The 20,039-nt window shown below is 72.7% G+C and carries 17 protein-coding genes; 10 read left to right on the top strand and 7 right to left on the bottom strand.

Annotation, left to right across the window (positions count from 1 at the left end; genetic code table 11):
• Positions 1 to 44 precede the first annotated feature (44 nt).
• The 6 genes from xylA (at position 45) to ABZT47_RS17830 (ending at position 6,970) form a co-directional block, all read left to right on the top strand.
• Positions 45 to 1,196, top strand: a complete 1,152-nt coding sequence (gene xylA, locus ABZT47_RS17855; protein WP_354842676.1) for a xylose isomerase — start codon at positions 45 to 47, stop codon at positions 1,194 to 1,196.
• Positions 1,193 to 2,566 (top strand): xylulokinase, encoded by a 1,374-nt coding sequence (gene xylB, locus ABZT47_RS17850; protein ID WP_354842674.1) that lies wholly within the window; start codon positions 1,193 to 1,195, stop codon positions 2,564 to 2,566. The genes xylA and xylB overlap by 4 nt, the downstream gene beginning before the upstream one ends.
• Positions 2,567 to 2,754: 188 nt before the next feature.
• Entirely contained in the window at positions 2,755 to 3,447 is a 693-nt protein-coding gene (locus ABZT47_RS17845) for a DUF998 domain-containing protein (protein WP_354842672.1), read from the top strand.
• A 132-nt stretch (positions 3,448 to 3,579) separates the two neighbouring features.
• Positions 3,580 to 6,222: a nitrate- and nitrite sensing domain-containing protein gene (locus ABZT47_RS17840; RefSeq protein WP_354842670.1), complete on the top strand. Its 2,643-nt coding sequence runs from the start codon at positions 3,580 to 3,582 to the stop codon at positions 6,220 to 6,222.
• 2 nt (positions 6,223 to 6,224) lie between these two features.
• The gene (locus ABZT47_RS17835; RefSeq protein WP_354842667.1) at positions 6,225 to 6,611 is read left to right on the top strand and encodes a roadblock/LC7 domain-containing protein; all 387 of its coding nucleotides are present in this window, start codon (positions 6,225 to 6,227) and stop codon (positions 6,609 to 6,611) included.
• A complete protein-coding gene (locus tag ABZT47_RS17830) occupies positions 6,611 to 6,970 on the top strand; it encodes a DUF742 domain-containing protein (RefSeq protein ID WP_354842664.1) in 360 nt (119 codons plus the stop codon). Before ABZT47_RS17835 ends, ABZT47_RS17830 begins: the two co-directional genes overlap by 1 nt.
• Positions 6,971 to 7,100: 130 nt before the next feature.
• Here the strand turns inward: ABZT47_RS17830 and ABZT47_RS17825 are convergent, their stop codons facing one another.
• The 4 genes from ABZT47_RS17825 to ABZT47_RS17810 are packed head-to-tail and all read right to left on the bottom strand — an operon-like array spanning position 7,101 to position 11,194.
• Positions 7,101 to 7,676 (bottom strand): ATP/GTP-binding protein, encoded by a 576-nt coding sequence (locus tag ABZT47_RS17825; protein WP_354842661.1) that lies wholly within the window; start codon positions 7,674 to 7,676, stop codon positions 7,101 to 7,103.
• On the bottom strand, positions 7,657 to 7,983 hold the full coding sequence (locus ABZT47_RS17820; RefSeq protein ID WP_354842658.1) for a DUF742 domain-containing protein: 327 nt from the start codon (positions 7,981 to 7,983) through the stop codon (positions 7,657 to 7,659). Before ABZT47_RS17820 ends, ABZT47_RS17825 begins: the two co-directional genes overlap by 20 nt.
• A 44-nt stretch (positions 7,984 to 8,027) precedes the next feature.
• Positions 8,028 to 8,435 (bottom strand): roadblock/LC7 domain-containing protein, encoded by a 408-nt coding sequence (locus ABZT47_RS17815; protein WP_248963046.1) that lies wholly within the window; start codon positions 8,433 to 8,435, stop codon positions 8,028 to 8,030.
• Complete coding sequence (locus ABZT47_RS17810; RefSeq protein ID WP_354842655.1) at positions 8,432 to 11,194, bottom strand: nitrate- and nitrite sensing domain-containing protein; 2,763 nt, start codon at positions 11,192 to 11,194, stop codon at positions 8,432 to 8,434. Before ABZT47_RS17810 ends, ABZT47_RS17815 begins: the two co-directional genes overlap by 4 nt.
• Positions 11,195 to 11,304: 110 nt before the next feature.
• Between ABZT47_RS17810 and ABZT47_RS17805 the strand changes: the two genes are divergently transcribed.
• The gene (locus ABZT47_RS17805; RefSeq protein ID WP_354842652.1) at positions 11,305 to 12,129 is read left to right on the top strand and encodes an SDR family NAD(P)-dependent oxidoreductase; all 825 of its coding nucleotides are present in this window, start codon (positions 11,305 to 11,307) and stop codon (positions 12,127 to 12,129) included.
• Positions 12,130 to 12,187: 58 nt separating this feature from the next.
• Here the strand turns inward: ABZT47_RS17805 and ABZT47_RS17800 are convergent, their stop codons facing one another.
• Positions 12,188 to 13,357, bottom strand: coding sequence for a cytochrome P450 (locus ABZT47_RS17800; RefSeq protein WP_354842649.1), 1,170 nt, complete (start codon positions 13,355 to 13,357; stop codon positions 12,188 to 12,190).
• Complete coding sequence (locus ABZT47_RS17795; protein ID WP_354842646.1) at positions 13,350 to 14,165, bottom strand: helix-turn-helix domain-containing protein; 816 nt, start codon at positions 14,163 to 14,165, stop codon at positions 13,350 to 13,352. Before ABZT47_RS17795 ends, ABZT47_RS17800 begins: the two co-directional genes overlap by 8 nt.
• A 365-nt stretch (positions 14,166 to 14,530) precedes the next feature.
• Between ABZT47_RS17795 and ABZT47_RS17790 the strand changes: the two genes are divergently transcribed.
• Together ABZT47_RS17790 and ABZT47_RS17785 are read left to right on the top strand one after the other, a co-directional pair.
• Complete coding sequence (locus ABZT47_RS17790) at positions 14,531 to 15,988, top strand: arabinofuranosidase catalytic domain-containing protein (RefSeq protein ID WP_354842643.1); 1,458 nt, start codon at positions 14,531 to 14,533, stop codon at positions 15,986 to 15,988.
• 370 nt (positions 15,989 to 16,358) lie between these two features.
• Positions 16,359 to 17,420: an acyltransferase family protein gene (locus ABZT47_RS17785; protein ID WP_354842640.1), complete on the top strand. Its 1,062-nt coding sequence runs from the start codon at positions 16,359 to 16,361 to the stop codon at positions 17,418 to 17,420.
• Positions 17,421 to 17,454: 34 nt separating this feature from the next.
• On the opposite strand, the gene ABZT47_RS17780 is transcribed toward ABZT47_RS17785, so the two are convergent.
• The gene (locus ABZT47_RS17780; RefSeq protein ID WP_354842637.1) at positions 17,455 to 19,518 is read right to left on the bottom strand and encodes an NAD(P)-binding protein; all 2,064 of its coding nucleotides are present in this window, start codon (positions 19,516 to 19,518) and stop codon (positions 17,455 to 17,457) included.
• Between the two features lie 292 nt (positions 19,519 to 19,810).
• Between ABZT47_RS17780 and ABZT47_RS17775 the strand changes: the two genes are divergently transcribed.
• Positions 19,811 to 20,020, top strand: a complete 210-nt coding sequence (locus ABZT47_RS17775) for a hypothetical protein (protein ID WP_354842634.1) — start codon at positions 19,811 to 19,813, stop codon at positions 20,018 to 20,020.
• The last annotated feature ends 19 nt before the right edge of the window (positions 20,021 to 20,039 follow it).

Below are 20,039 nucleotides of genomic sequence, written 5' to 3'. Positions count from 1 at the left end.
CCGAGTATTTAGTCCACAACATAGACTAAATCGGGAGACACTCCGTGGACGCGTACACACCCAAGAAGGAAGACAAGTTCACCTTCGGCCTGTGGACGGTGGGCTGGCAGGCGCGCGACCCGTTCGGCGACGCCAGCCGAGCCCCGCTCGACCCGGTGACCAGCGTGCACCGCCTCGCCGAGCTGGGCGCCTACGGCGTGACGTTCCACGACGACGACCTCCTCGCCACCGAGCCCGACCGCGACAAGGCCATCAAGAACTTCAAGCAGGCCCTCAGCGAAACCGGCCTCAAGGTTCCCATGGCGACCACGAACCTGTTCACCCACCCCGTCTTCAAGGACGGCGGCTTCACCAGCAACGACCGCGACGTCCGCCGCTACGCGATCCGCAAGGTCATCCGCAACATCGACCTCGCCGCCGAGCTGGGCGCGACGACCTACGTCTGCTGGGGCGGGCGCGAGGGCGCCGAGTCCGACGGCGCCAAGGACGTGCGGGCCGCGCTCGACCGCTACAAGGAGAGCCTGGACATCCTGTGCCAGTACGTGCTCGACAAGGGGTACGACATGCGCTTCGCGCTGGAGCCCAAGCCCAACGAGCCGCGCGGCGACATCCTGCTCCCCACGATCGGTCACGCGCTCGCGCTGATCGGCGAACTCGAGCACCCCGAGATGGTCGGCCTCAACCCCGAGGTGGGCCACGAGCAGATGGCCGGGCTCAACTTCGTGCACGGCATCGCGCAGGCGCTCTGGCACGGCAAGCTCTTCCACATCGACCTCAACGGCCAGCACGGCCCGAAGTACGACCAGGACCTCGTCTTCGGCCACGGCGACCTCAAGAGCGCGTTCTTCCTGGTCGACCTGCTGGAGAACGGCGGCTACGAGGGCCCGCGCCACTTCGACTACAAGCCGCTGCGCACCGAGGACGCCGAGGACGTGTGGGTCTCGGCCGCCGCCAACATGCGCACCTACCTCATCCTCAAGGAGAAGGCGGCCGCCTTCCGCGCCGACCCCGAGGTGCAGGCTGCGCTCACCGACTCGCGCGTCACCGAGCTGGCCCAGCCGACCCTCGCTCCCGGTGAGACCTACGAGAACCTGGCCAACGACGACTTCGACATCGACAAGGCGGCCGAGCGCGGCTTCCACTTCACCCGGCTCAACCAGCTCGCGCTCGAGCACCTCCTCGGAGTGCGGGGATGACGCTGGTCGCGGGAGTCGACTCATCGACGCAAAGCTGCAAGGTCGTCATCCGCGACGCCGAGACCGGGGCCCTGGTCCGCGAGGGCAGGGCCCCTCACCCCGCCGGCACCGAGGTGCACCCCGGCCACTGGTGGGACGCCCTCCAGCGGGCCCTCGCCGAGGCGGGCGGGCTGTCGGACGTGGCGGCGCTGTCGGTGGGCGCCCAGCAGCACGGCATGGTCTGCCTGGACGAGAACGGCCAGGTGGTCCGGGACGCGCTGCTGTGGAACGACACCCGCTCGGCGCGCGCGGCGCAGGACCTGGTGGCCGAGCTCGGCGGGCCGCAGGCGTGGGCGGAGGCGGTCGGCAGCGTCCCGGTCGCTTCCTTCACCGTGACCAAGCTGCGCTGGCTGGCCGAGCACGAGCCGGACAACGCGGCCCGCACCGCCGCGGTGGGCCTGCCGCACGACTGGCTCACCTGGCGGCTGGCCGGCGCGCCGGGCGTCAACGCGCTCACCACCGACCGCGGTGACGCCTCGGGCACCGGCTACTGGTCGCCGGGTACGGGCTCCTACCGTCCCGACCTGCTCAAGCTCGCGATGGGCCACACCCCCGTGGTGCCGCGCGTGCTGGGCCCCACGGCGCAGGCCGGCCGGGCCGGTGAGGTGATGCTCGCGCCGGGCACCGGCGACAACATGGCCGCCGCGCTCGGCGTGGGCCTCGGCCCCGGCGACGTGGTGGTCTCCATCGGCACCTCGGGGACGGTCTTCGCCTGCGCCGGCGAGCCGAGCCACGACCCCTCGGGGGCCGTGGCGGGCTTCGCGGACGCGACCGGCCGGTTCCTGCCCCTGGTGTGCACGCTGAACGCCGCCCGGGTGCTCGACGCGGCGGCGCGGATGCTGGGCGTCGGCCTGGACGAGCTGGGCGATCTCGCCCTGCAGGCGCCCCCCGGCGCGGACGGGCTGGTGCTGGTGCCCTACCTGGAGGGCGAGCGGACCCCGAACAAGCCGGACGCCACCGGCTCGGTGCACGGGTTGCGGCTGGCCAACTCCACGCCGGCGCACTTCGCGCGGGCCGCCGTGGAGGGCATGCTGTGCGGGCTGGCCGACGGGCTGGACGCGCTCGGCGTCGAGCCGCGGCGCATCCTGCTGATCGGCGGGGGCGCCCGGTCGCGGGCCGTGCGCCAGATCGCGCCCGCGGTCTTCGGGCGTCCTGTCGTGGTGCCCGAGCCGGGCGAGTACGTCGCCGACGGCGCGGCCCGCCAGGCCGCGTGGCTGCTCAGCGGCACCGCCGAGCCGCCGGCGTGGCTGGCGGGCGAGCCGGAGGTCTACGAGGCCGACCCGGCGCCCGGCGTCCGCGCCCGGTACGCGGAGGCGGCCGCCACCGTCTGACCCGGTGCCGGGGCCCGCACGCCGGGCCCCGGCACCCACCGTGGGCGAGCGTCCCCGCGACCGGCGGACGTCCCTGGGACCGGCCACGGTAGGCGGGGAGGACCCTGAGGGACCCCGAGATCGCCTCAGGGGTCGTTCAGGGACGGCACCGGATGTTCGAGACGGCCGTTCCGGGACAGTCTTGGACCATGCTGAGAAGGCTTTACCCCCTGGCCGCCGGAGCGGGCATGCTCGCCGCGTCGATCGCGGCGCTGCTGGCCGCGTCGCTCACGATGGCGGCCGGCCGCGTCGGCACCCCTTCGGGCGTCCTGGACCTCACCATCGGCCGCGCCGCCGCGCTCGAGCCCGGTGGCGTCACCGAGCCGGCGCTGGCTCTGGTCGGCCTTGCCACGCTGGGTCTGCTGGCCGGCATGCGCGCCGTCGCGGCGCCGCTCGCGGGGTGGCCGGAGCGGCTGCTGCTGGCGTGGGCGGTGTCGCTGATGGGCGCGGCCGTCGTGCCGGTCGCGGGGGTCGCGGACGCGCTGATGGCGCTGGCACTGATCAGCATGGCCGCCGCCGCGGCGCTGATGGCACGGCGGTTCGGCGAGGACGCGCGGTGGGCGGCGCTGGCCCGTCCGCTGGAATGGCTCGCGCTGGGCGCGGGCGGCGGGCTCGCCGTGCTCACCTATGTGGCCCTTCCCGGGCACCAGGTTCTGATCGGTGTGGCGGAGTGGGCCCTGCTCGCGGTCGAAGTCGCCGTTCTCGCCTTTTCCGCCGTGCAACTGGTGCGCGTCGCCCTGCCGGCGCGGACGCGCATCGCCACGATCATGGCGATGGCTGCGACCATGGAAAACGCTACAAGTGGCGCACGAAACACCACTGCGGTGTTAAGCCGACAGTAAACGCAGAAGCGCTTAATTCACGATATATCACAGAAGCATCAAGAAAATCAGCCGCCACAATGCTATCCTCATCGGCGATCTTCACCCTCGGCTGCCGGTCCCTTACGGCATCCCGCCAACCGATGAGGTGCCATGGCATCGAGCAGGTCCATCAGATTCAAGATCTCCGCTTTGCTCGTGATCCCGCTCCTCTCGCTGACCGCACTCTGGATCTTCGGGACGAGCGTCACCACGCGGGACTCCCTGAACCTGCTCGCCGTGTCGTCGTTGTACGAGGAGATCGGCAACCCCGGCGACCAGTTGACGATCGCCCTCCAGCGTGAGCACCTGCTCTCCGCCGAATACCTCGGCGCCCCCTCGGAACGGACCCAGACCGAGCTGCTGCGCCAGCGCCAGCAGGTCGACCTGCTCCGCCAGCGGATGCGCAGGCTCGCCCTCACCGAGACCGCCCAGTCCAGGCTTTCCACGCCCGAGATGCGCGCGCGGTTCGCCGACGTGATGGCCGTGGTCGACAAGCTCGACGCCACCCGCGCGTCCGTGGACAGCGGGGCCATGGACCTGGTGACGCTGACCCGCGACTACGCCCTGGTGCCCGACGCCATGCAGAAGCTGGTCGTCAGCATGTCGCTCACCGGCGGCCTCCAGCTGTTCCACCAGTCGCAGAGTCTGACCGCGATGGCGTACGCCAAGGACCACCTCTCGCGCGAGCGGGCGCTCGCCGCCGGCGCGATGATCGAGAACCGGCCGCTCAACCCCGGTGAGCTGAGGATCTTCTCCGCGCTGGCCACCACCCGCCGGTTCCTGTTCGACCAGGGGATGGCCGAGCTCGACCCCTCCGTGCGCGCGCCGTTCGCCGCGCTGGCGCGCTCGGAGGAGTACCGGCGCTTCTCCACCCTGGAGAACGACATCGTCCTCGGCGAGGGCCGCACCTTCTCCCACAAGACCTGGCGGACGATCACCGACCGGGTGGAGGGCTCCTACCAGGGCACGCTCACCCGCGCCGGCGCCGCGCTCGCCGCCGGCGCCGAGCCGGTGGCCATGGCCTCCTTCGTGCGGGCCGGCCTCGCGGGCGCGCTCGGGCTCATCGCCGTCGTCAGCTCGCTCCTGGTCGCCTTGCGCGTGGGACGCCGGCTGACCCGGGAGCTCGGCGACCTGCGGACCGCCGCGGCCGACCTGGCGACCGTGCGCCTGCCGCGCGTCGTCGAGCGGCTGCGCGCGGGCGAGGAGGTCGACACCGCCGTGGAGGTGCCGCCGCTGGTCAGCACCGCCACCACCACCGAGGTGCGCGAGCTGACCGCGGCGTTCAGCAGCGTCCAGTGCACCGCCGTGCGGGCCGCCGTCGAGCAGACCCGGCTCCGCGACGCCGTCGGCGAGGCGTTCCGCAACCTCGCCCGGCGCAGCCAGTCGCTGCTCCAGCGGCAGCTCCGGCTCCTGGACGGCATGCAGCGGCACGCCGAGGACCCCGAGACGCTGCGCGACCTGTTCCGGGTCGACCACCTCACCACCCGCATGCGGCGGCACGCCGAGGGCCTGGTCATCCTGTCGGGGGCCTCGCCGGGCCGCACCTTCCGCCAGGAGGTGCCGGTGATGGACGCGCTGCGCGCGGCGGTCGGCGAGGTCGAGGACTACACGCGGGTCCGCGTCCACCCGATGCCCGAGGTGATGATCGTCGGCAACGCGGTCGCCGACGTCATCCACCTGTGCGCGGAGATGATCGAGAACGCCACCTCGTTCTCCCCGCCGAACACCGAGGTCACGGTGAACGGCGAGATGGTGGCGCGGGGCTTCGCCGTCGAGATCGAGGACCGCGGGCTCGGCATGACGGCCGGGGAGCGCGACGCGCTGAACGAGAAGCTGGCGCGTCCTGCCGAGTTCGACCCGGCCGACACCAAGCGCCTGGGCATGTTCGTCATCGGCCGGCTCGCCGCCCGCCACGACATCCGGGTCGAGCTGCGCGCGTCGCCCTACGGGGGCACGACGGCGATCATCCTGCTCCCCGACCGGCTGATCACGATGCCCGAACGGCCGGCGGCCACGCCCGTGCGGCCCACCCCGCCGCCCGCGCGGACCGCGATCCTGCCCGCCGCGCGTGCCAGGTCCTTCTTCGACGAGCGGCCCGCGAGCCCGCCCTCCGGCCTGCCCGTCCGCACCAGAACCGCCCCCGCGACGGAGGCGGCCCGGCCCCAGGAGGCCGCCGATCCGTCCGCGCCGCTGACGCACGACGCCCCCGAGCCGCCCGCGCCCCTGACACACGGCGTTCCCGAGCCGACCGGCCCGCGCTCCTTGGACCCCGGACCGCGCCTGCCGCGCGAGGAGACCTCCGGCCCGGTGGCCCGGCCGTGGCAGGACGCACCGGAACGGGCGGGCGCGGCGCGACCGCCCGATGCGCCCGCGCCGCAGCCGCCGCCCGCGTCCCGCCCGGCGGCGCCGGGCAAGGGGGCCCTCCCACGGCGCACCCGGCAGGCCAGCCTGGCCCCGCAGCTGCGCCCGCGGAAGGGGCACTCGGACCCGGCCGTGCCCTCGGCCCACGGCGGCCTCGCGCGGGAGGAGCAGCGGGGCAACGGCCGCGCATGGGACGAGCAGCGGGGCGACGGCCACGCGCGGGAGGCGGAGCGGGGCGACGGCCACGCGCGGGAGGAGCACGGCGGCTCGGCGGCGGTCGCGGGGACGCCCGTGGAGCGATCGCCCGAGGAGTCCAGAGCGTTGTTCGACTCGCTCCAGCTCGGCTGGCGGCGGGGCAGGGCCGGCGACCGGCCAGACGGTGAGGAGGTGTGACGATGTCGGCCGAACTGCACTGGCTTCTCGACGACTTCGTGGCCCGGGTGACCGACGTGCGGCACGCGATCATCCTGTCCAACGACGGCCTGCGCGTGGCCGCGTCGAGCAGTCTCGAACGCGAGGACGCCGAACACCTGTCGGCCGTCGCGGCGGGCTTCCAGAGCCTGGCCAAGGGCGCCAGCCTGCGGTTCCAGGGCGGCGCGGTCCGTCAGACCATCGTGGAGATGGAGTCGGCGCTTTTGTTCGTCACCTCGGCCGGCAACGGCAGCTGCCTGGCGGTCCTGAGCATGATGCAGGCCGACGCGGGCGTCGTCGCCTACGAGATGGCCCGCCTGGTCGCCGGGGTCGGCCGGCACCTCGGCACCCACCCGAGAGGCGCCGTGTGATGGACGAGCCCGAGGTGATCGACGACGGTCCGGTGGTGCGGCCGTACGCACTCGCCAAGGGCCGGACGCCGCCGCCCGCCGAGGCGTTCGACCTGCTGGCCCACCTCGCCGCCACCGGGACGCCCCCCTCCGGCGCCGACCTGGGCCCCGAGCACCACCGGCTGCTCGGGCTCGTCCAGGAGCCCCGTCCTCTGGTGGAGGTCGCCGCCGACATCGACCTGCCCCTCGGCCTCGTCCGCCTGCTGCTCGCGGATCTGGTGTCCTGCGGCGCCGTCCAGGCCCGCCCGCAGGCGCCGAGCACCCGCAACCCCAGGGCGGCCCTCCTCCAGGAGGTCATCAAGGGCATCCAGGCCCTCTGACCGGAACCGTCCGGGACCCTTCGACCGAGAACCGTCCAGGCCCTGTGACCGAGAACCGGTGCCAAGGTCCGCGGCGGCGTGGGAACCGTCCGCCGGGGTCGGCGCGCGGCCGTCGCCGCGCGGCGGGCTCCTATCCGGCGGCGGGGGTGAGGGTGCGAAGGGCGTGCTCGACCAGGGTGACCAGCACGACCTTCGCCGAGGCGCGGCGCCGGACGTCGCACAGGATCACCGGGATGCCCGGGTCCAGGTCGAGCGCGATGCGGACGTCCTCAGGCTCGTGCTGCTCGGCCTCGTCGAAGCAGTTCACCGCGACGATGAAGGGCGTGCCGCGCTGCTCGAAGTAGTCGATGGAGGGAAAGCAGTCGGTCAGGCGCCGGGTGTCGGCCAGGACGACCGCGCCGAGCGCGCCGTAGGACAGCTCGTCCCACATGAACCAGAACCGCTCCTGCCCGGGGGTGCCGAACAGGTACACCACCAGGCCCTCGCGGATGGTGATCCGGCCGAAGTCCATGGCGACCGTCGTGGTGGTCTTGCCTTCCACGCCGTCGATGTCGTCGACGCCGATGCCGCGGTCGGACAGGACCTCTTCGGTGCGCAGGGGGCGGATCTCGCTGATCGCCCCGACCAGCGTGGTCTTCCCCACGCCGAAGCCGCCCGCCACCAGTATCTTGAGGGCGACGGGCTCCTCAGAGTGCTCGTAGGCCATTGATCACTTCCTTGAGAATGCGCTCGTTCGGACGCGGTCCCGCGTGGGCGGGCGGCCGAACGCTGATCATGCCGTGATCGTGGAGATCGCCGAGGAGGACCCGGACCACGCCGAGCGGCAGGTCGATCTCGGAGGCGATGTCCGCGACCGACATCGGCCGGTCGGTGAGCTCGAGGATGCGGAGCTCCTCCGGGCCCAGACCGGCCTCGCCAGTGTAGGGAGACCCGGTCGCCGTGACCATAGCGATCAGGTCAAGATCGTCGGCCGATGAGCGGGTACGGCCGCGGATGAGGGCGTAGGGCCGCACGATCGGCCCCGCCTCCTCGTCGATCCACTGCTCTCCGCGCGTCCTCATGACAATGTCCGCCGGGGGTTGGTCGAGATGTGCTGGCCGACGCGCTTGACGAGCATCGCCATCTCGTAGGCGATGTGGCCCACGTCCGCGTCCGAACTGCTGAGCACCGCCAGGCAGGTCCCGGTGCCGGCGGCGGTCACGAAGAGGAAGGCCGACTCCATCTCGACGATGGTCTGGCGCACCTCGCCGCCGCCGAAGTGACGGCCCGCGCCGCGGGCGAGGCTCTGGAAGCCCGACGCCACGGCCGACAGGTGTTCGGCGTCCTCCCGGCTGAACCCCTTTGACGCGCCGACGACCAGTCCGTCGGTCGAGAGGATGACCGCCTGCCGCACGGCCGCGACCCTGCTGATGAGATCGTCGAGGAGCCAGTTCAGTTCGCCGTTCGACGAGACATTGCCGGTCATTCGTCACCCTTCTCGCCACTCGTCTGCTGTACGTAACCCTCACTATGGTTGCGCAGCTCGTGCTTTTGGTCACCTTCGTCAGGCCGGTCGGTGGCGCTCCGACCGGGCCCCGATGTCCGCCGGGGCAGAGGGTTGGCGACGTCACCCCTGTTCGAGGGCGTTTCGGGCCGGGGTTCGCCCGTCGCGGAACTCTCCGGCACTTCTCGCTCGGCTTCCAGCCGCCCGCGCCGGCCGCCGTGCTGGAAGGCGGAGAACATCGCGCGCGCCTCGTCCGGCGAGCGCTCGGCGGCTCCCGGGGCTCCGGTCGCCTGTCCCGCCTCGCCGGTCGGGGCGGGCAGGGGGGTCGGCGCGGCCAGCGGGCCGGTGTTCTCTCGAAGCTGCGGGGCCATGTTCGCCTGACGCACCCGCCGCGGCAGGCCCCGGTGCGTGCCGTTCGGCGCGCTGGTGCGCGAGGACGGCGTGCCGTTCGAGGCGCCCGGACGCGGTGGCCGGGTGGACGCCTGGCCCCCGTCGCGTGGGGAGGCCTCCCCGGCGCCCTGGGACGACGCCTCGCGCGCGTCGCGAGGAGAGGCCGATCCGGCGATCCCGGCGGAGGGCGCGCCCGCCTCCGGGACCGGCGGGGCGCCGGCGTCCGCGGCCCTGCCGCCGTTCAGGGCGATCGGGCCGGTGTCGGCGATGCCGGGGATCACGGTCAGCGCGGGCGGGGCCGGGTCACCGGACCGCTCGTGCGAGGGCGTGAAGAACGGAGATCCGCCGGCCGCGGGCTCGGGGGCGGCGGGCCCGGTCACGGGCCTGGACGTCCGGCCGTGCCGCGGCTCGCCGGCGTGCCCCGCGCCGGTCTCGGCCGGGGCCGCGGAGCCGCCCGCCGACGGGTCGGCCATCAGGTGCTTGGGGACCAGCACGATGGCCGTCGTGCCGCCGTAGGGGGAGCCGCGCAGCACCACGCTGACGCCGTTGCGCGCGGCGAGCTGGCCGACGACGAACAGCCCGAGCCGGTCGCTGTCGGCCAGGTCGAACTCCGGCGGCTCGGCCAGCCGCTCGTTGACCGCCTTGTACTCCTCCGGGGACAGGCCGAGGCCGCGGTCCTCGATCTCGACGACGAAGCCGTTGCCGACCACGTCACCGCGCACCTGCACCGTGGTCTGCGGCGGCGAGAACATCGTCGCGTTCTCGATCAGCTCGGCGATCAGGTGGATGACGTCGGCGACGACGGCCCCGTTGATGTGCGCGTCCGGCAGGGGATACAGGTTGACCCGGGTGTAGTCCTCCACCTCGGCCACGGCGGCGCGCACGATGTCGACCACGGGCACCGGCTTGCGCCAGGCCCGGCCGGGTGCGGCGCCGGACAGGATGATCAGGCTCTCGGCGTGGCGGCGCATGCGGGTGGTGAGGTGGTCGAGCTGGAACAGGCCCTCCAGCGCCTCCGGCTCGTTCGTGCGGCGTTGCATGGTGTCCAGCAGCCTGAGCTGGCGGTGCAGCAGCCCCTGCTTGCGGCGGGCGAGGTTGAGGAACACCTGGCTGACGCCCTGGCGCAGGGCGGCCTGCTGGACGGCGGCCTCCACGGCGGTGCGCTGCACCGAGCTGAACGCCTGCGCCACGTCGCTGACCTCGGAGGAGTCGCCGCCGGTGATGGGCGGCGCCTCGGTTTCGACGTCGACCTCCTCGCCCTGGCGCAGCCGGTCGACGACGCGCGGCAGCCGGACGTCGGCCAGTTCGCGGGCGGAGTTGCGCAGGTCGGCCAGCTCGCGCACCAGGCGGCGGCCGAATCGCACCGAGATGACGATCGAGGCGATGACCGCCACCAGGCCGAGGCCGCCGGCCAGGATGATGCGCATCAGGATGCCGGTGGCGATGGTCTTGGCCCGGTCGGCCAGGACGCGGGTCGCCTTGACGGCGACCTGGTCGAGCGTCGTGGAGAGGTTGTCGATGATCGGCTGCCACTTGCCGAGCGTGTCCGGTAGCGGGCCGCCGGTGTGGATCCTGCCGAAGAGGTCCTGCTCCATGGAGGCGAAGCGCTTGTAGGTCGAGGAGGCGACGACCTCCTCGTAGGGCCTGCGCAGCTCGGGGTCGAGGGCGGCCATGCTCTTGGCCTGCTGGAAGCGCCGGTTGGCGGCCCATTCGGCGAAGGCGGAGAACTCGGGGTGGGTCAGCCCTCCGGAGCGCAGGGCCCCGCCGACCAGCGCGTTCTCCCGCGCGATGATCTCGCGTACGTTGCCCATGCCCTGCATCGCCGCGGCCTGCTCGAAGACCGCGAGGTCGGGCACCGAGGTCATGCGGGTGAAGACGGTGAACAGCGCGTCCATGACGCGGTTGTAGGCCTGGATGGTCTCCAGGCGGTTGGACTGCGCGGTGTCGACGTTGGCCCGGATGTTCGGCAGGCCCTGCAGCTCGTCGATCAGGGAGTCGATGGAGTTGCTCATCGCGTCGGTGAGCGCGCCGCGGGCGCCGTCCTCCGTCGCGGCGGCGCGGAACTTCTCCAGGGAGACATCGGTGGTGTGGCGCTGGGCGGCCAGCTTGTTCTGGTCGTCGAGCCGCACGCTGAGGGCCTCGGCGGACAGGGCGCGTTCACTCTGAATCTGGAGTCCCAGATCTGTTGAAGTGACGCCCACACTCTGATAGATCGTGTTCGCCCGCATGAGGGCGATGCCATCACCGACGGTCAGATTGAGGACGAACCCCCACAGGGCGCTGAGCGATAGCAACGGCAGAAGCAGCAACGCGAAAATCTTGACTCGGATGGACCGCTTTCGGGAACTCATGGTCACTCCTGCATCGCTTGGAGGCTCTGCCGCATTTGGGGGGAAATGCACCTCCGGAAGATCGCACAGCAGGCTAGCACCGATACAGTTTGCGCGTACTGGAGGATCAGATGATATCTGTCGTTACTGGGGCGAGTGCGGGTATTGGGGCAGCTGCTGCGGAGGCGCTGGCCAGAGCCGGTCACGATGTCGTCATCGTCGGCCGCTCGCGCGCCAAGCTCGATTCCGTCGCCGACCGCGTCGCCGCCGTCTCCGGCCGCCGCCCCGATGTCGCCGTGGCCGACTTCACCTCCTTCGAGGACGTCACCCGCCTGGCCGCCGACCTGCTGGACCGCTACGAGCGCATCGACGTGCTGGCCAACAACGCCGGCGTCATGTCCGCCAAGCGGCGGACGACCCGCGACGGGCACGAGGTGATGGCGCAGGTCAACCACCTGTCGCCGTTCCTGCTGACCAACCTGCTGCTCGATCGGATCACCGCGTCCGGCGGCAGGGTGGTCACCACCTCCTCCGCCGCCGCGCGCACCGGCCGGCTCGACCCCCGCGACATCGACCGCGCGCACCGGCGGTGGTCCGCCTGGCTGCAGTACGGCGACACCAAGCAGGCCAACGTGCTGTTCACCGTCGAACTCGCCAGACGGGGAGTGAACGCCACCTGCTTCCACCCCGGCGTCGTCAAGACGGGGTTCGCGCCCGACAGCCTCTACATGAAGGCGGTGCTGATGGTCCCCGGCGTCGCGCGCTCGCCCGAGCAGGCCGCGAGCACGCTCGTCCACCTGGCCACCACGCCCGACGGCGTCGAGCACTCCGGCCGCTTCTTCGCCAAGAGCGCCCTCGCCTCGGCGAGCAGGTCCATGACCGACCCCACCCTGGCCGCCGCCCTCTGGGAGACCAGCCGCGCCGCCACCGGCCTGTCCACCCCCGACCGCACCTGACCTCACCTGACGACGGCCCGCGCCGCGCCACCGGCCCGGCCCGGGCGCCGGCCTCCCCCTATGGGGCGGCCAGCGCCAGATCGAGCACGTCGATGCCGACCGGAGTGCGCCCGGTCGTGATCCGGCTCACCGACCACGGTGCGGGGAAGCGGTCCAGCAGCGCGCGCACCGCGATCGCGGCCTCGTGCCGGGCCAGGTGCGCGCCGAGACAGAAGTGCGCGCCGTGGCCGAAGGAAAGGTGCTCGTTGGGCGTCCGGCCGGGCCGGAACTCGTGCGGCTCGGCGAACACCCGGGGGTCCCGGTTGGCCGACAGGACCATGGCGACCACGCGCCGGCCGGTGTCGATGGCGTGCCCGGCGATGCCGGCCGGGCCGGTGGTGAACCGGTCGGTGCCGCCGACCGGGGGCAGGAACCGCAGCACCTCCTCGACGGCGCCGGGTACCAGCGCGCGGTCGGCGCGCAGCCGGGCCAGTGCGCCGGGGTGGGCCGCCAGGCACAACACCGTGTTGACCAGCAGGGTCTTGGTGCTCTCGTGGCCGTTGACGAGCAGGAGCGTGCAGAAGTCGAGCAGCTCCTCCTCCGAGAGCCGGCCGCCGTCCGGTTCGGCGGCCAGCAGAGTGCCGATCACGTCGTCTCGGGGCCGGGCGCGGTGCTCGGCGAACACCTCCCGCAGGTACTCGCCCAGTTCGGCGCGTGCGGTGCGGAAGGCGGCCCGGCGCGCCGGGTCCTCGGTGAACGAGCCGGCGAATGAGGTGATCGCCTCGCTCCAGCGCACGAAGTCGGCCTGCCGGGACGCCCGGACTCCCAGCAGCGCGGCGATGGTGCGCACCGGCAACGGGTAGCCGAGCCGGCCGATCACGTCGAGCTCGCCGTCCACATCGGTCAGCAGCGTCCGCACGGTGCCGGCGATCGAGGGCAGGAGCGCCTGGATCGCGCGGGGCGTGAAGGCCCGGCCGACCAGACGGCGCAGCACGTGGTGCCGGGGCGGGTCCATCGCGGACAGGCCGCCGAGAAGCGGATTGTCCCGGTGCGGCACGGGCCGGGCGCTGTAGCGCAGCTCGTCGGAGGAGAACACCGAGTGGTCGGTGAGAACCTGCCTCACCTCGGCGTGACCGTGGACCACCCAGGCGCCCAGCGGTTCGACGAAACGCACCCCGTCCCCGGCGGTACCGTCCCGTGCGGTCTCCCGGTACCAGTCGAGGATCTCCCCGACAGCGTCATCAGCCATGCGTCGAGTGTCGTGGCCCCCGGCCGGCCGGGGCTTGGAGAAAACGGACGTCCGGCAGCAACGTGGCCGGCGGCGCCCCCACGGCGTGCCGGAACTCGGCGAGCAGGTGTGACTGGTCGTAGCAGCCGCTGCGCACGGCGATGTCCGCCCAGTCGGGACGCTCCCCCTTGGCCACCGCGACGCGCGCGGCGGCGAGCGCGTGGTGCAGCCGGACCACCCGCACGTAGGACTTGGGCCGCAGCCCGACCGCCACCCCGAACCGCCGCCGCAGGTGCCGCCCGGACAACCCCGCCCGGGCGGCATGCCGGTCCACCGGTGCACCCGGCTCCGCGTGCATGGCCGCCAGCACGATGAGCACGCGCTCGTCCACCTGGCATCGCCCGGCCCGCGCCCGCGCCCGCACCAACGCCAACGCCCCGCGCAGCCGTTCGCTCACCGACCCGCGCAGCCGCTCGCTCACCGACCCGCCGAGCCCTTCGGTCGCCGCCTCGCCGAGCCGTTCGGTCGCCGCCCCGCCGAGCCGCCCGACCTCGAGCGACGCCCCGGTCAGCGGCACCTCGTCGGCCGCCACCCCGAACAGTCCGGTCACCGTCCCCGGCCGCAACCGCACCCCCACCAACGGTCCGCCCTCGGGCAGCGCCCCTTGCCGGCCCCGCGTCTCCGGCCCGGCCAGCCGGCACGCCCCGTCGGGCATGACCAGCAGGTCGACGGTGGGGTGCGGCAACCCTCTCGGCACCGTGTCGCCGTCGAGCACCCAGGTCGCGGCCACGAGGTGGGTCAGGTCGGCAGGAACGGGCAATGCGGTCACCCGTGCAGTCAACCCGGTGGCCGCCGCCTTCGCCAGCGACCAACCGGACGCGGGCACGGCCCAAGGACGGCAGTGGGTGAGGCGGGCGGCTCACCATCCGGCGGCCCGCGATGAAAGTTTCACGACATCTCATCGCAACAGCGCCGAACGCGCCAAGGGAAGAGCCAGGCGGCGCGCTGACGGCACCCCCGAGGCGTCCGGGATGTTCGATCCGCCTTCTTGACGCCGGGGCCCTCAGTGCATTGACTCCGCACTATCCCGCCTACAGCGAATCGGTTCGATCGGGGATGGATGTTAGCGCTAACATTCCTGAACAGGCTGCTGTGGCGGTGCCGTCCCATGATCCCTGATCGAGAGAAGAAGGCATGATGCTGCTCGGAAGCCTGAGAAGGGCGCTCGCGACCGGGGCGAGCGCGTTGCTCGCCACAGTCTGCCTGGTCGGCGGTGGCACGGCCCGGGCCGCCACCACCGGCCCGTGTGACATCTACGCCGCGGGCGGTACGCCGTGTGTGGCGGCGCACAGCACCACCCGTGCGCTGTACGGCGCCTACAACGGCCCGCTGTACCAGGTCAGGCGCGCCTCGGACAACACCACCCGCGACATCGGCGTTCAGAGCGCGGGCGGTGTCGTCGACGCCGCCGCCCAGGACTCGTTCTGCTCCGGCACGACCTGCCTCATCACCATCCTCTACGACCAGTCCGGCCGCAACAACCGCCTCACCCAGGCGCCCCCCGGCTACTGGAAGGGTCCGGCCGCGGGCGGATGGGACAACCTCGCGAACGCGACCGCGGCGCCGATCACCATCGGCGGCCAGAAGGCCTACGGCGTCCGCGTGGAGCCCGGCACCGGCTACCGCAACAACAACACCAACGGCGTGGCGACCGGCGACCAGCCGGAGGGCATCTACGCGGTCGTCGACGGCACGCACTACAACCAGTGGTGCTGCTTCGACTACGGCAACGCGCAGACCGACGGCCAGGCCGACGCCCCCGCCATCATGGAGACCGTCTACTTCGGCGCCGACAAGCAGTGGGGCTACGGGGACGGAGCCGGCCCCTGGATCATGGCCGACCTGGAGTGGGGGCTGTTCTCCGGGGTGAACGCGGGCCACAACACCCTCGCGTCGATCAACCACCGTTTCGTCACGGCCATGGTCAAGGGCGAGCCGAACCACTGGGCGATCCGGGGCGGCGACGCGCAGTCGGGCGGCCTGACGAACTACTTCGACGGACGGCGCCCCAACGGCTACAACCCGATGAAGAAGGAAGGCGCCATCCTGCTCGGCATCGGCGGCGACAACAGCGTCTCCGGCCGCGGCACCTTCTTCGAGGGCGTGCTGACCTCCGGCTATCCGACCGCCGCCACCGAGAACGCCGTCCAGGCCAACATCACCGCCGCGGGCTACGCGCCGGCGGGCGGCGGCAACCCGCAGCAGGGCGTCCAGATCGTGGGCGGCCAGTCGGGCCGGTGCGTCGACGTGCCGAACTCCAGCACCACCAACGGCACCCAGGTGCAGATCTGGGACTGCGGGAGCGGCACCAACCAGCGGTTCACCTCCACCTCGGGCAAGCAGTTGCAGGTGTACGGCAACAAGTGCCTGGACGCCAACGGGGGCGGTACCGCCAACGGCACCCAGGTGATCATCTGGGACTGCAACGGCCAGGCCAACCAGCAGTGGAACGTCAACTCCAACGGCACCATCACCGGAGTGCAGTCCGGCCTGTGCCTGGACGCCAACGCGGCCGGCACCGCCAACGGCACGAAACTCATCCTGTGGGCCTGCAACGGACAGGCCAACCAGCGGTGGACGCTGCGCAGCTGAGCTTCGGCCGCGCCGTGTCCGCCCTCCCGTGATCGCCGCGGCGAGAGATCGGACCACAACAAAGATCATTTCTGTTGGGATCCGAGCCCGTTCGGTCGTTTCGGCGTACCGATGCCCGACGCGGGCCCGGCTTCCCTGCCGTCCCCTACCCGCTACCCGGGTAGGGGACGATCTTCTACCGCGACGTCCGTCACGGACCGAGCGCTACAGGTGGGCGGTCACACCTGCACCGCCCACCTGCTCGCCGGGCAGGACCGTCCACTCCTGTGACGACGACCGGGCCTGTACGGCCGGGGGTGCCGCACTGTTCGCCCAAGGGTCATCCGCCGTTCAACGGGTTCCCAGGCCGTCTCGTTAGGGTGCGTGGGCTGTGACCGCCGCCACCCCCGCCGTTCCGGCCCTGCCCGACGCCCCGGCCACCGCCGTCCGCGCGGCCAGGGCCGCCCGGGACCCGTTCCTGGACAACGCCAAGTACCTGGCGATCCTCCTCGTCGTGATGGGGCACCTGATCGAGGACCTGCGGGACGTCCCGGCCGCGCACGCCATCTACTTCTTCGGCTACACCTTCCACATGCCGCTGTTCATCACGCTGAGCGGCTACCTGTCGCGGAACTTCACCTTCTCGCCGGGCAAGGCGCGCAAGCTGATCACCCAGCTCGCGCTGCCGTACGTGATCTTCGAGCTCGCGTACTCGCTGCCGCGCCTGGTCATGTACGGCAAGCTCGACATCAGCCTGCTCGACCCGTACTACCTCACCTGGTTTCTGATGTCGCTGTTCATGTGGCGGCTGTCGACCCCGGTGTGGCAGCAGCTCCGCCGGCCGCTCGCCGTGGCGGTGGGGTTGTCCCTGCTCGGCGGCATGAGCGAGTTGCCCGACGAGCTGTCGATGAACCGCACGCTCGGCCTGCTGCCCTTCTACGTGCTGGGGCTGATGATCCGTCCCGAGCACCTGGAGTTCCTCAAGCGCCCGTGGGTGCGGGTGGCCGGCGCCGTGCTCCTGGTGGCGGGGCTGGTGGTCGCGTTCGCCGTGCACGCCGACATCGCGACCGAGTGGATCCGCTGGCGGCACAGCAACGCCAAGATCGGCGTGAACGACCTCACGGGCAGTGTGATCCGGCTGGCGATGCTGTCGGCGGGCGCGGTGCTGGTGGCCGCGTTCCTGGCCGTCACGCCCGCGCGCCGCACCTGGTTCTCCGGGCTCGGCGCGGCCACGATGTACGCCTACCTGCTGCACGGCTTCGCGGTGAAGGTGCTGGAGAGGTACGACGCGGGGCTGCGCACCCCGTGGGGCGTCGCCCTGGTGGCCGCGTTCGGCGTGGTCCTGGCCACCGTGCTCTGCACGCCACCGGTGCGCCGCCTGTTCCGCTGGGCCGTGGAGCCGGACCTGTCGTGGGCCTTCACCGCCATCCGCCGCCCCCGGCCCTCACGCTGACCTCGTCCGGTTCGGGCCGGGGTCACCTCCGGGTTCATGCCGGGGCCGCGTCCGAGAGGTCGCGTACCGCGCGGTGGGCCGCGCTGACGGCCGCGCCGGCGTCCCCGCCGGGCACCGTGTCCGCGCCGGCCATCGCGATGCGCCCGAAGCGCCGCCGCGCCGTGTCCGCCGGGAGCGGCACGCCGGGAGCGGAGGCGTCCCACGGCCGGGCGTGCTCGCGGGCGTACCCGTGCCCCCACCGGTTCACCGTGAGCCCCTCCACGTCGCGGGCGGCGTCGAAGCCGAACGGGCCGAGCAGGCGGGCGAGCTGCTCCCTGACGGTGAACTCCAGCGCCGCGTACGGCGTGAGCGCCAGTGCGCGGCGTCCGGCCTCCGCCGCCTGCGCCGGAGCCATGCCGGGCGGGGCCGGGGCGTGCACGAGGTGGACGGTGATCGGCTCGTCCGGGCGGCGCGTGAACCGGTAGGAGCCGGCGCCGACCGGCGGGGCGAGTTCGGCGGCGGCCCAGAACGCCCCGGTGAACCGGACGCGGTGGACGCCGGCCTCGCGGAAGGCGTGCCATGCCCGCAGTTGCGCCGTGGCGCACACCACCGGCATCCGCACGGCCTGCCGCATCGCGTCCCTCTGGGCGGCGGGCAGGTCGCGCACCAGGTGCGGGATCGCCGCCGCCCAGCAGGCCATGACCACGGCGCCGGCCCGGACCGTGCAGACCTGGTGGCCGTCGAAGTACCCCACGGTGACCGAGGCGGCGCTGTGGGGATCGCCGTCGTTGCGCACCAGCACCACCGGGCTGGACAGCCGCACCCGCACGCGGTTGGACGGCCGGTCCAGCGCGCCGTAGTCGAACCACGTGGTGGTGATGTCCTCCAGCGCCGTGGTCCCCGCGAATCCCGGCACCATGCGGCCGACCATCGCGCGCACCAGGGACTGCGGGCCCTCGGGCAGGCAGGGCACCTCGGCGTCGTCGCCCGCCCGTCGTCCGGCCGCCCGCGCCGGGTCGCGGGGCGAGGGCGCCGAGCCGGTCGGCCCGAGTCCGGCGAAACCCGGATAGGCGTGGCGGTCCGCGGCGGCCCAGGCGTCGATGGCGCCCAGCGCGTCCGCGCCGTGGGCCCGGGTCGCGGTGGGCATCGTCCGGCAGAACGCGACGGCGTCGGGGTGGACGTGGCAGACCTCCCGCAGAAAGCCCGTGTAGCTCAGCCCGGCGAGCCGCCGCTTCTTGTCCTCGCCGGACAGGCCCGGGAACCAGTCGGGAGGGTCGTCGTAGAGCATGACCAGGTCCCTCCGGGCCTGCGCGGCGATCGGCAACTCGGCGACCCACTCGGCGGTCGTCCTGCCCGGGGGCAGGGTCACCAGCCGGTCGGCGCCGGAGCCGTAGGTCTCCCGGTCACAGAAGACCCCTTCGTGCATGCCGAGACCCGGATACAGGCCCGGTTCGGCGTGCGCGCGTAACCTGCCGGGTTCGGCGCCGAGGTCGGCCAGGAGCTCCCGCGCCTGCGGCGGCCAGGCGGAGGGGGCGTAGAGCGCGCGGGCGCCGCCGTGCGCGACCAGCGGTCCGGCCCGCCCGGCGGGGTGGAACTCGGTGCGGCGGGCGTGCCCGCCGATGTCGTCGTGGCCGTCGAGGATGAGCACCCGCGCGCCGGGGTGGCGCCGCACCCAGGTGTAGGCGGCGGTGACACCGCTGATGCCGGCGCCGACGACGACCAGGTCGTAGCTCTCCACGGGCGGCCGTGGCGCGTCCACGTGCTTCCAGAACCTGCCGTCGCGCAGGGCGTGCGCCACGCCGGTGGCGTCCGGGGTGTCCCCTCGCAGCCCTTGCAGCGCGGCCGGGTGCGGCCGTGCGCGCCCGTGCCCCGGGTGCGTCCCGTTCCCCGGGGACGGTGAAGATCCGCCCGGGTCGCCGGCCGGGCCGAGGGGCGTACCAGCGGACGCCGGGCCGGCGGGGGAGGCGAAGGCGGCGCACGCGGCGGCCGTCGTGACACCGTCCAGGAACGCCCTGCGGCTGATCGCGCGTCCCGTCCACGGTCCGGCGCTCAGGTCGCCTCCGGACGCGCGGGCCGAGGTCGCGGGGGATCGCCCGCCGGGAGGGAAATGAGCCGTCATTCCGCCGATCCTCACCCCGCACGGGATGGAACAAGGCGCATGTCGCGGGCGGCGAGCCGAGTCTTTTCGGGTTCATTGCGTGGGCCCTACGGGCGCGGCATCCCGCTTTGATGGTGATCGTGCCTCATGTGGGGAACGCCGCGAACACCTGGTTCGTTGGGCCGGACGAAGACGATCCGCGCGGACGAATCGGAGTCGCCGCGAAATGCCAGGGGGCTTTTCGCCGGCCGATGAAGATACGGGGCAAACGGGGTAACGTTCGCGTTCGCGGGTCGATTTATGACGACGGGGTGTGCTGCACGTGGTGGGCAGACAGGGCAGGGTCACCGGCAAGATCGGGCCGGGCCTTGTGGGCGAGGTGCTGGTGCCGATACGCGGGGGCGTTGAGGCCTTCTATGCCCATCCCAGCGTGCCCGAAGAGGAGATCCCGGTGGGAACGATCATCATCGTCGTCGAGTACTCGCCACCACGCACCGTCTACGTGGCGCGCGCGATCGTCTGACTCTCCCACCCCCCTCATC

Origin of the sequence: Sphaerisporangium sp. NPDC005289 (assembly GCF_040607455.1) — a bacterium.
Classification (GTDB): domain Bacteria; phylum Actinomycetota; class Actinomycetes; order Streptosporangiales; family Streptosporangiaceae; genus Sphaerisporangium; species Sphaerisporangium rhizosphaerae.
The sequence above is the reverse complement of the archived record's forward strand: the minus strand, read 5'-3'. Positions and strand labels throughout refer to the sequence as shown.

Coding starts and splice junctions, on each gene's coding strand:
- xylB (WP_354842674.1), top strand. CDS start 1,193: ATGACGCTGGTCGCGGGAGTCGACTCATCGACGCAAAGCTGCAAGGTC.
- ABZT47_RS17845 (WP_354842672.1), top strand. CDS start 2,755: ATGCTGAGAAGGCTTTACCCCCTGGCCGCCGGAGCGGGCATGCTCGCC.
- ABZT47_RS17840 (WP_354842670.1), top strand. CDS start 3,580: ATGGCATCGAGCAGGTCCATCAGATTCAAGATCTCCGCTTTGCTCGTG.
- ABZT47_RS17835 (WP_354842667.1), top strand. CDS start 6,225: ATGTCGGCCGAACTGCACTGGCTTCTCGACGACTTCGTGGCCCGGGTG.
- ABZT47_RS17830 (WP_354842664.1), top strand. CDS start 6,611: ATGGACGAGCCCGAGGTGATCGACGACGGTCCGGTGGTGCGGCCGTAC.
- ABZT47_RS17825 (WP_354842661.1), bottom strand. CDS start 7,676: ATGGCCTACGAGCACTCTGAGGAGCCCGTCGCCCTCAAGATACTGGTG.
- ABZT47_RS17815 (WP_248963046.1), bottom strand. CDS start 8,435: ATGACCGGCAATGTCTCGTCGAACGGCGAACTGAACTGGCTCCTCGAC.
- ABZT47_RS17810 (WP_354842655.1), bottom strand. CDS start 11,194: ATGAGTTCCCGAAAGCGGTCCATCCGAGTCAAGATTTTCGCGTTGCTG.
- ABZT47_RS17805 (WP_354842652.1), top strand. CDS start 11,305: ATGATATCTGTCGTTACTGGGGCGAGTGCGGGTATTGGGGCAGCTGCT.
- ABZT47_RS17800 (WP_354842649.1), bottom strand. CDS start 13,357: ATGGCTGATGACGCTGTCGGGGAGATCCTCGACTGGTACCGGGAGACC.
- ABZT47_RS17790 (WP_354842643.1), top strand. CDS start 14,531: ATGATGCTGCTCGGAAGCCTGAGAAGGGCGCTCGCGACCGGGGCGAGC.
- ABZT47_RS17780 (WP_354842637.1), bottom strand. CDS start 19,518: ATGACGGCTCATTTCCCTCCCGGCGGGCGATCCCCCGCGACCTCGGCC.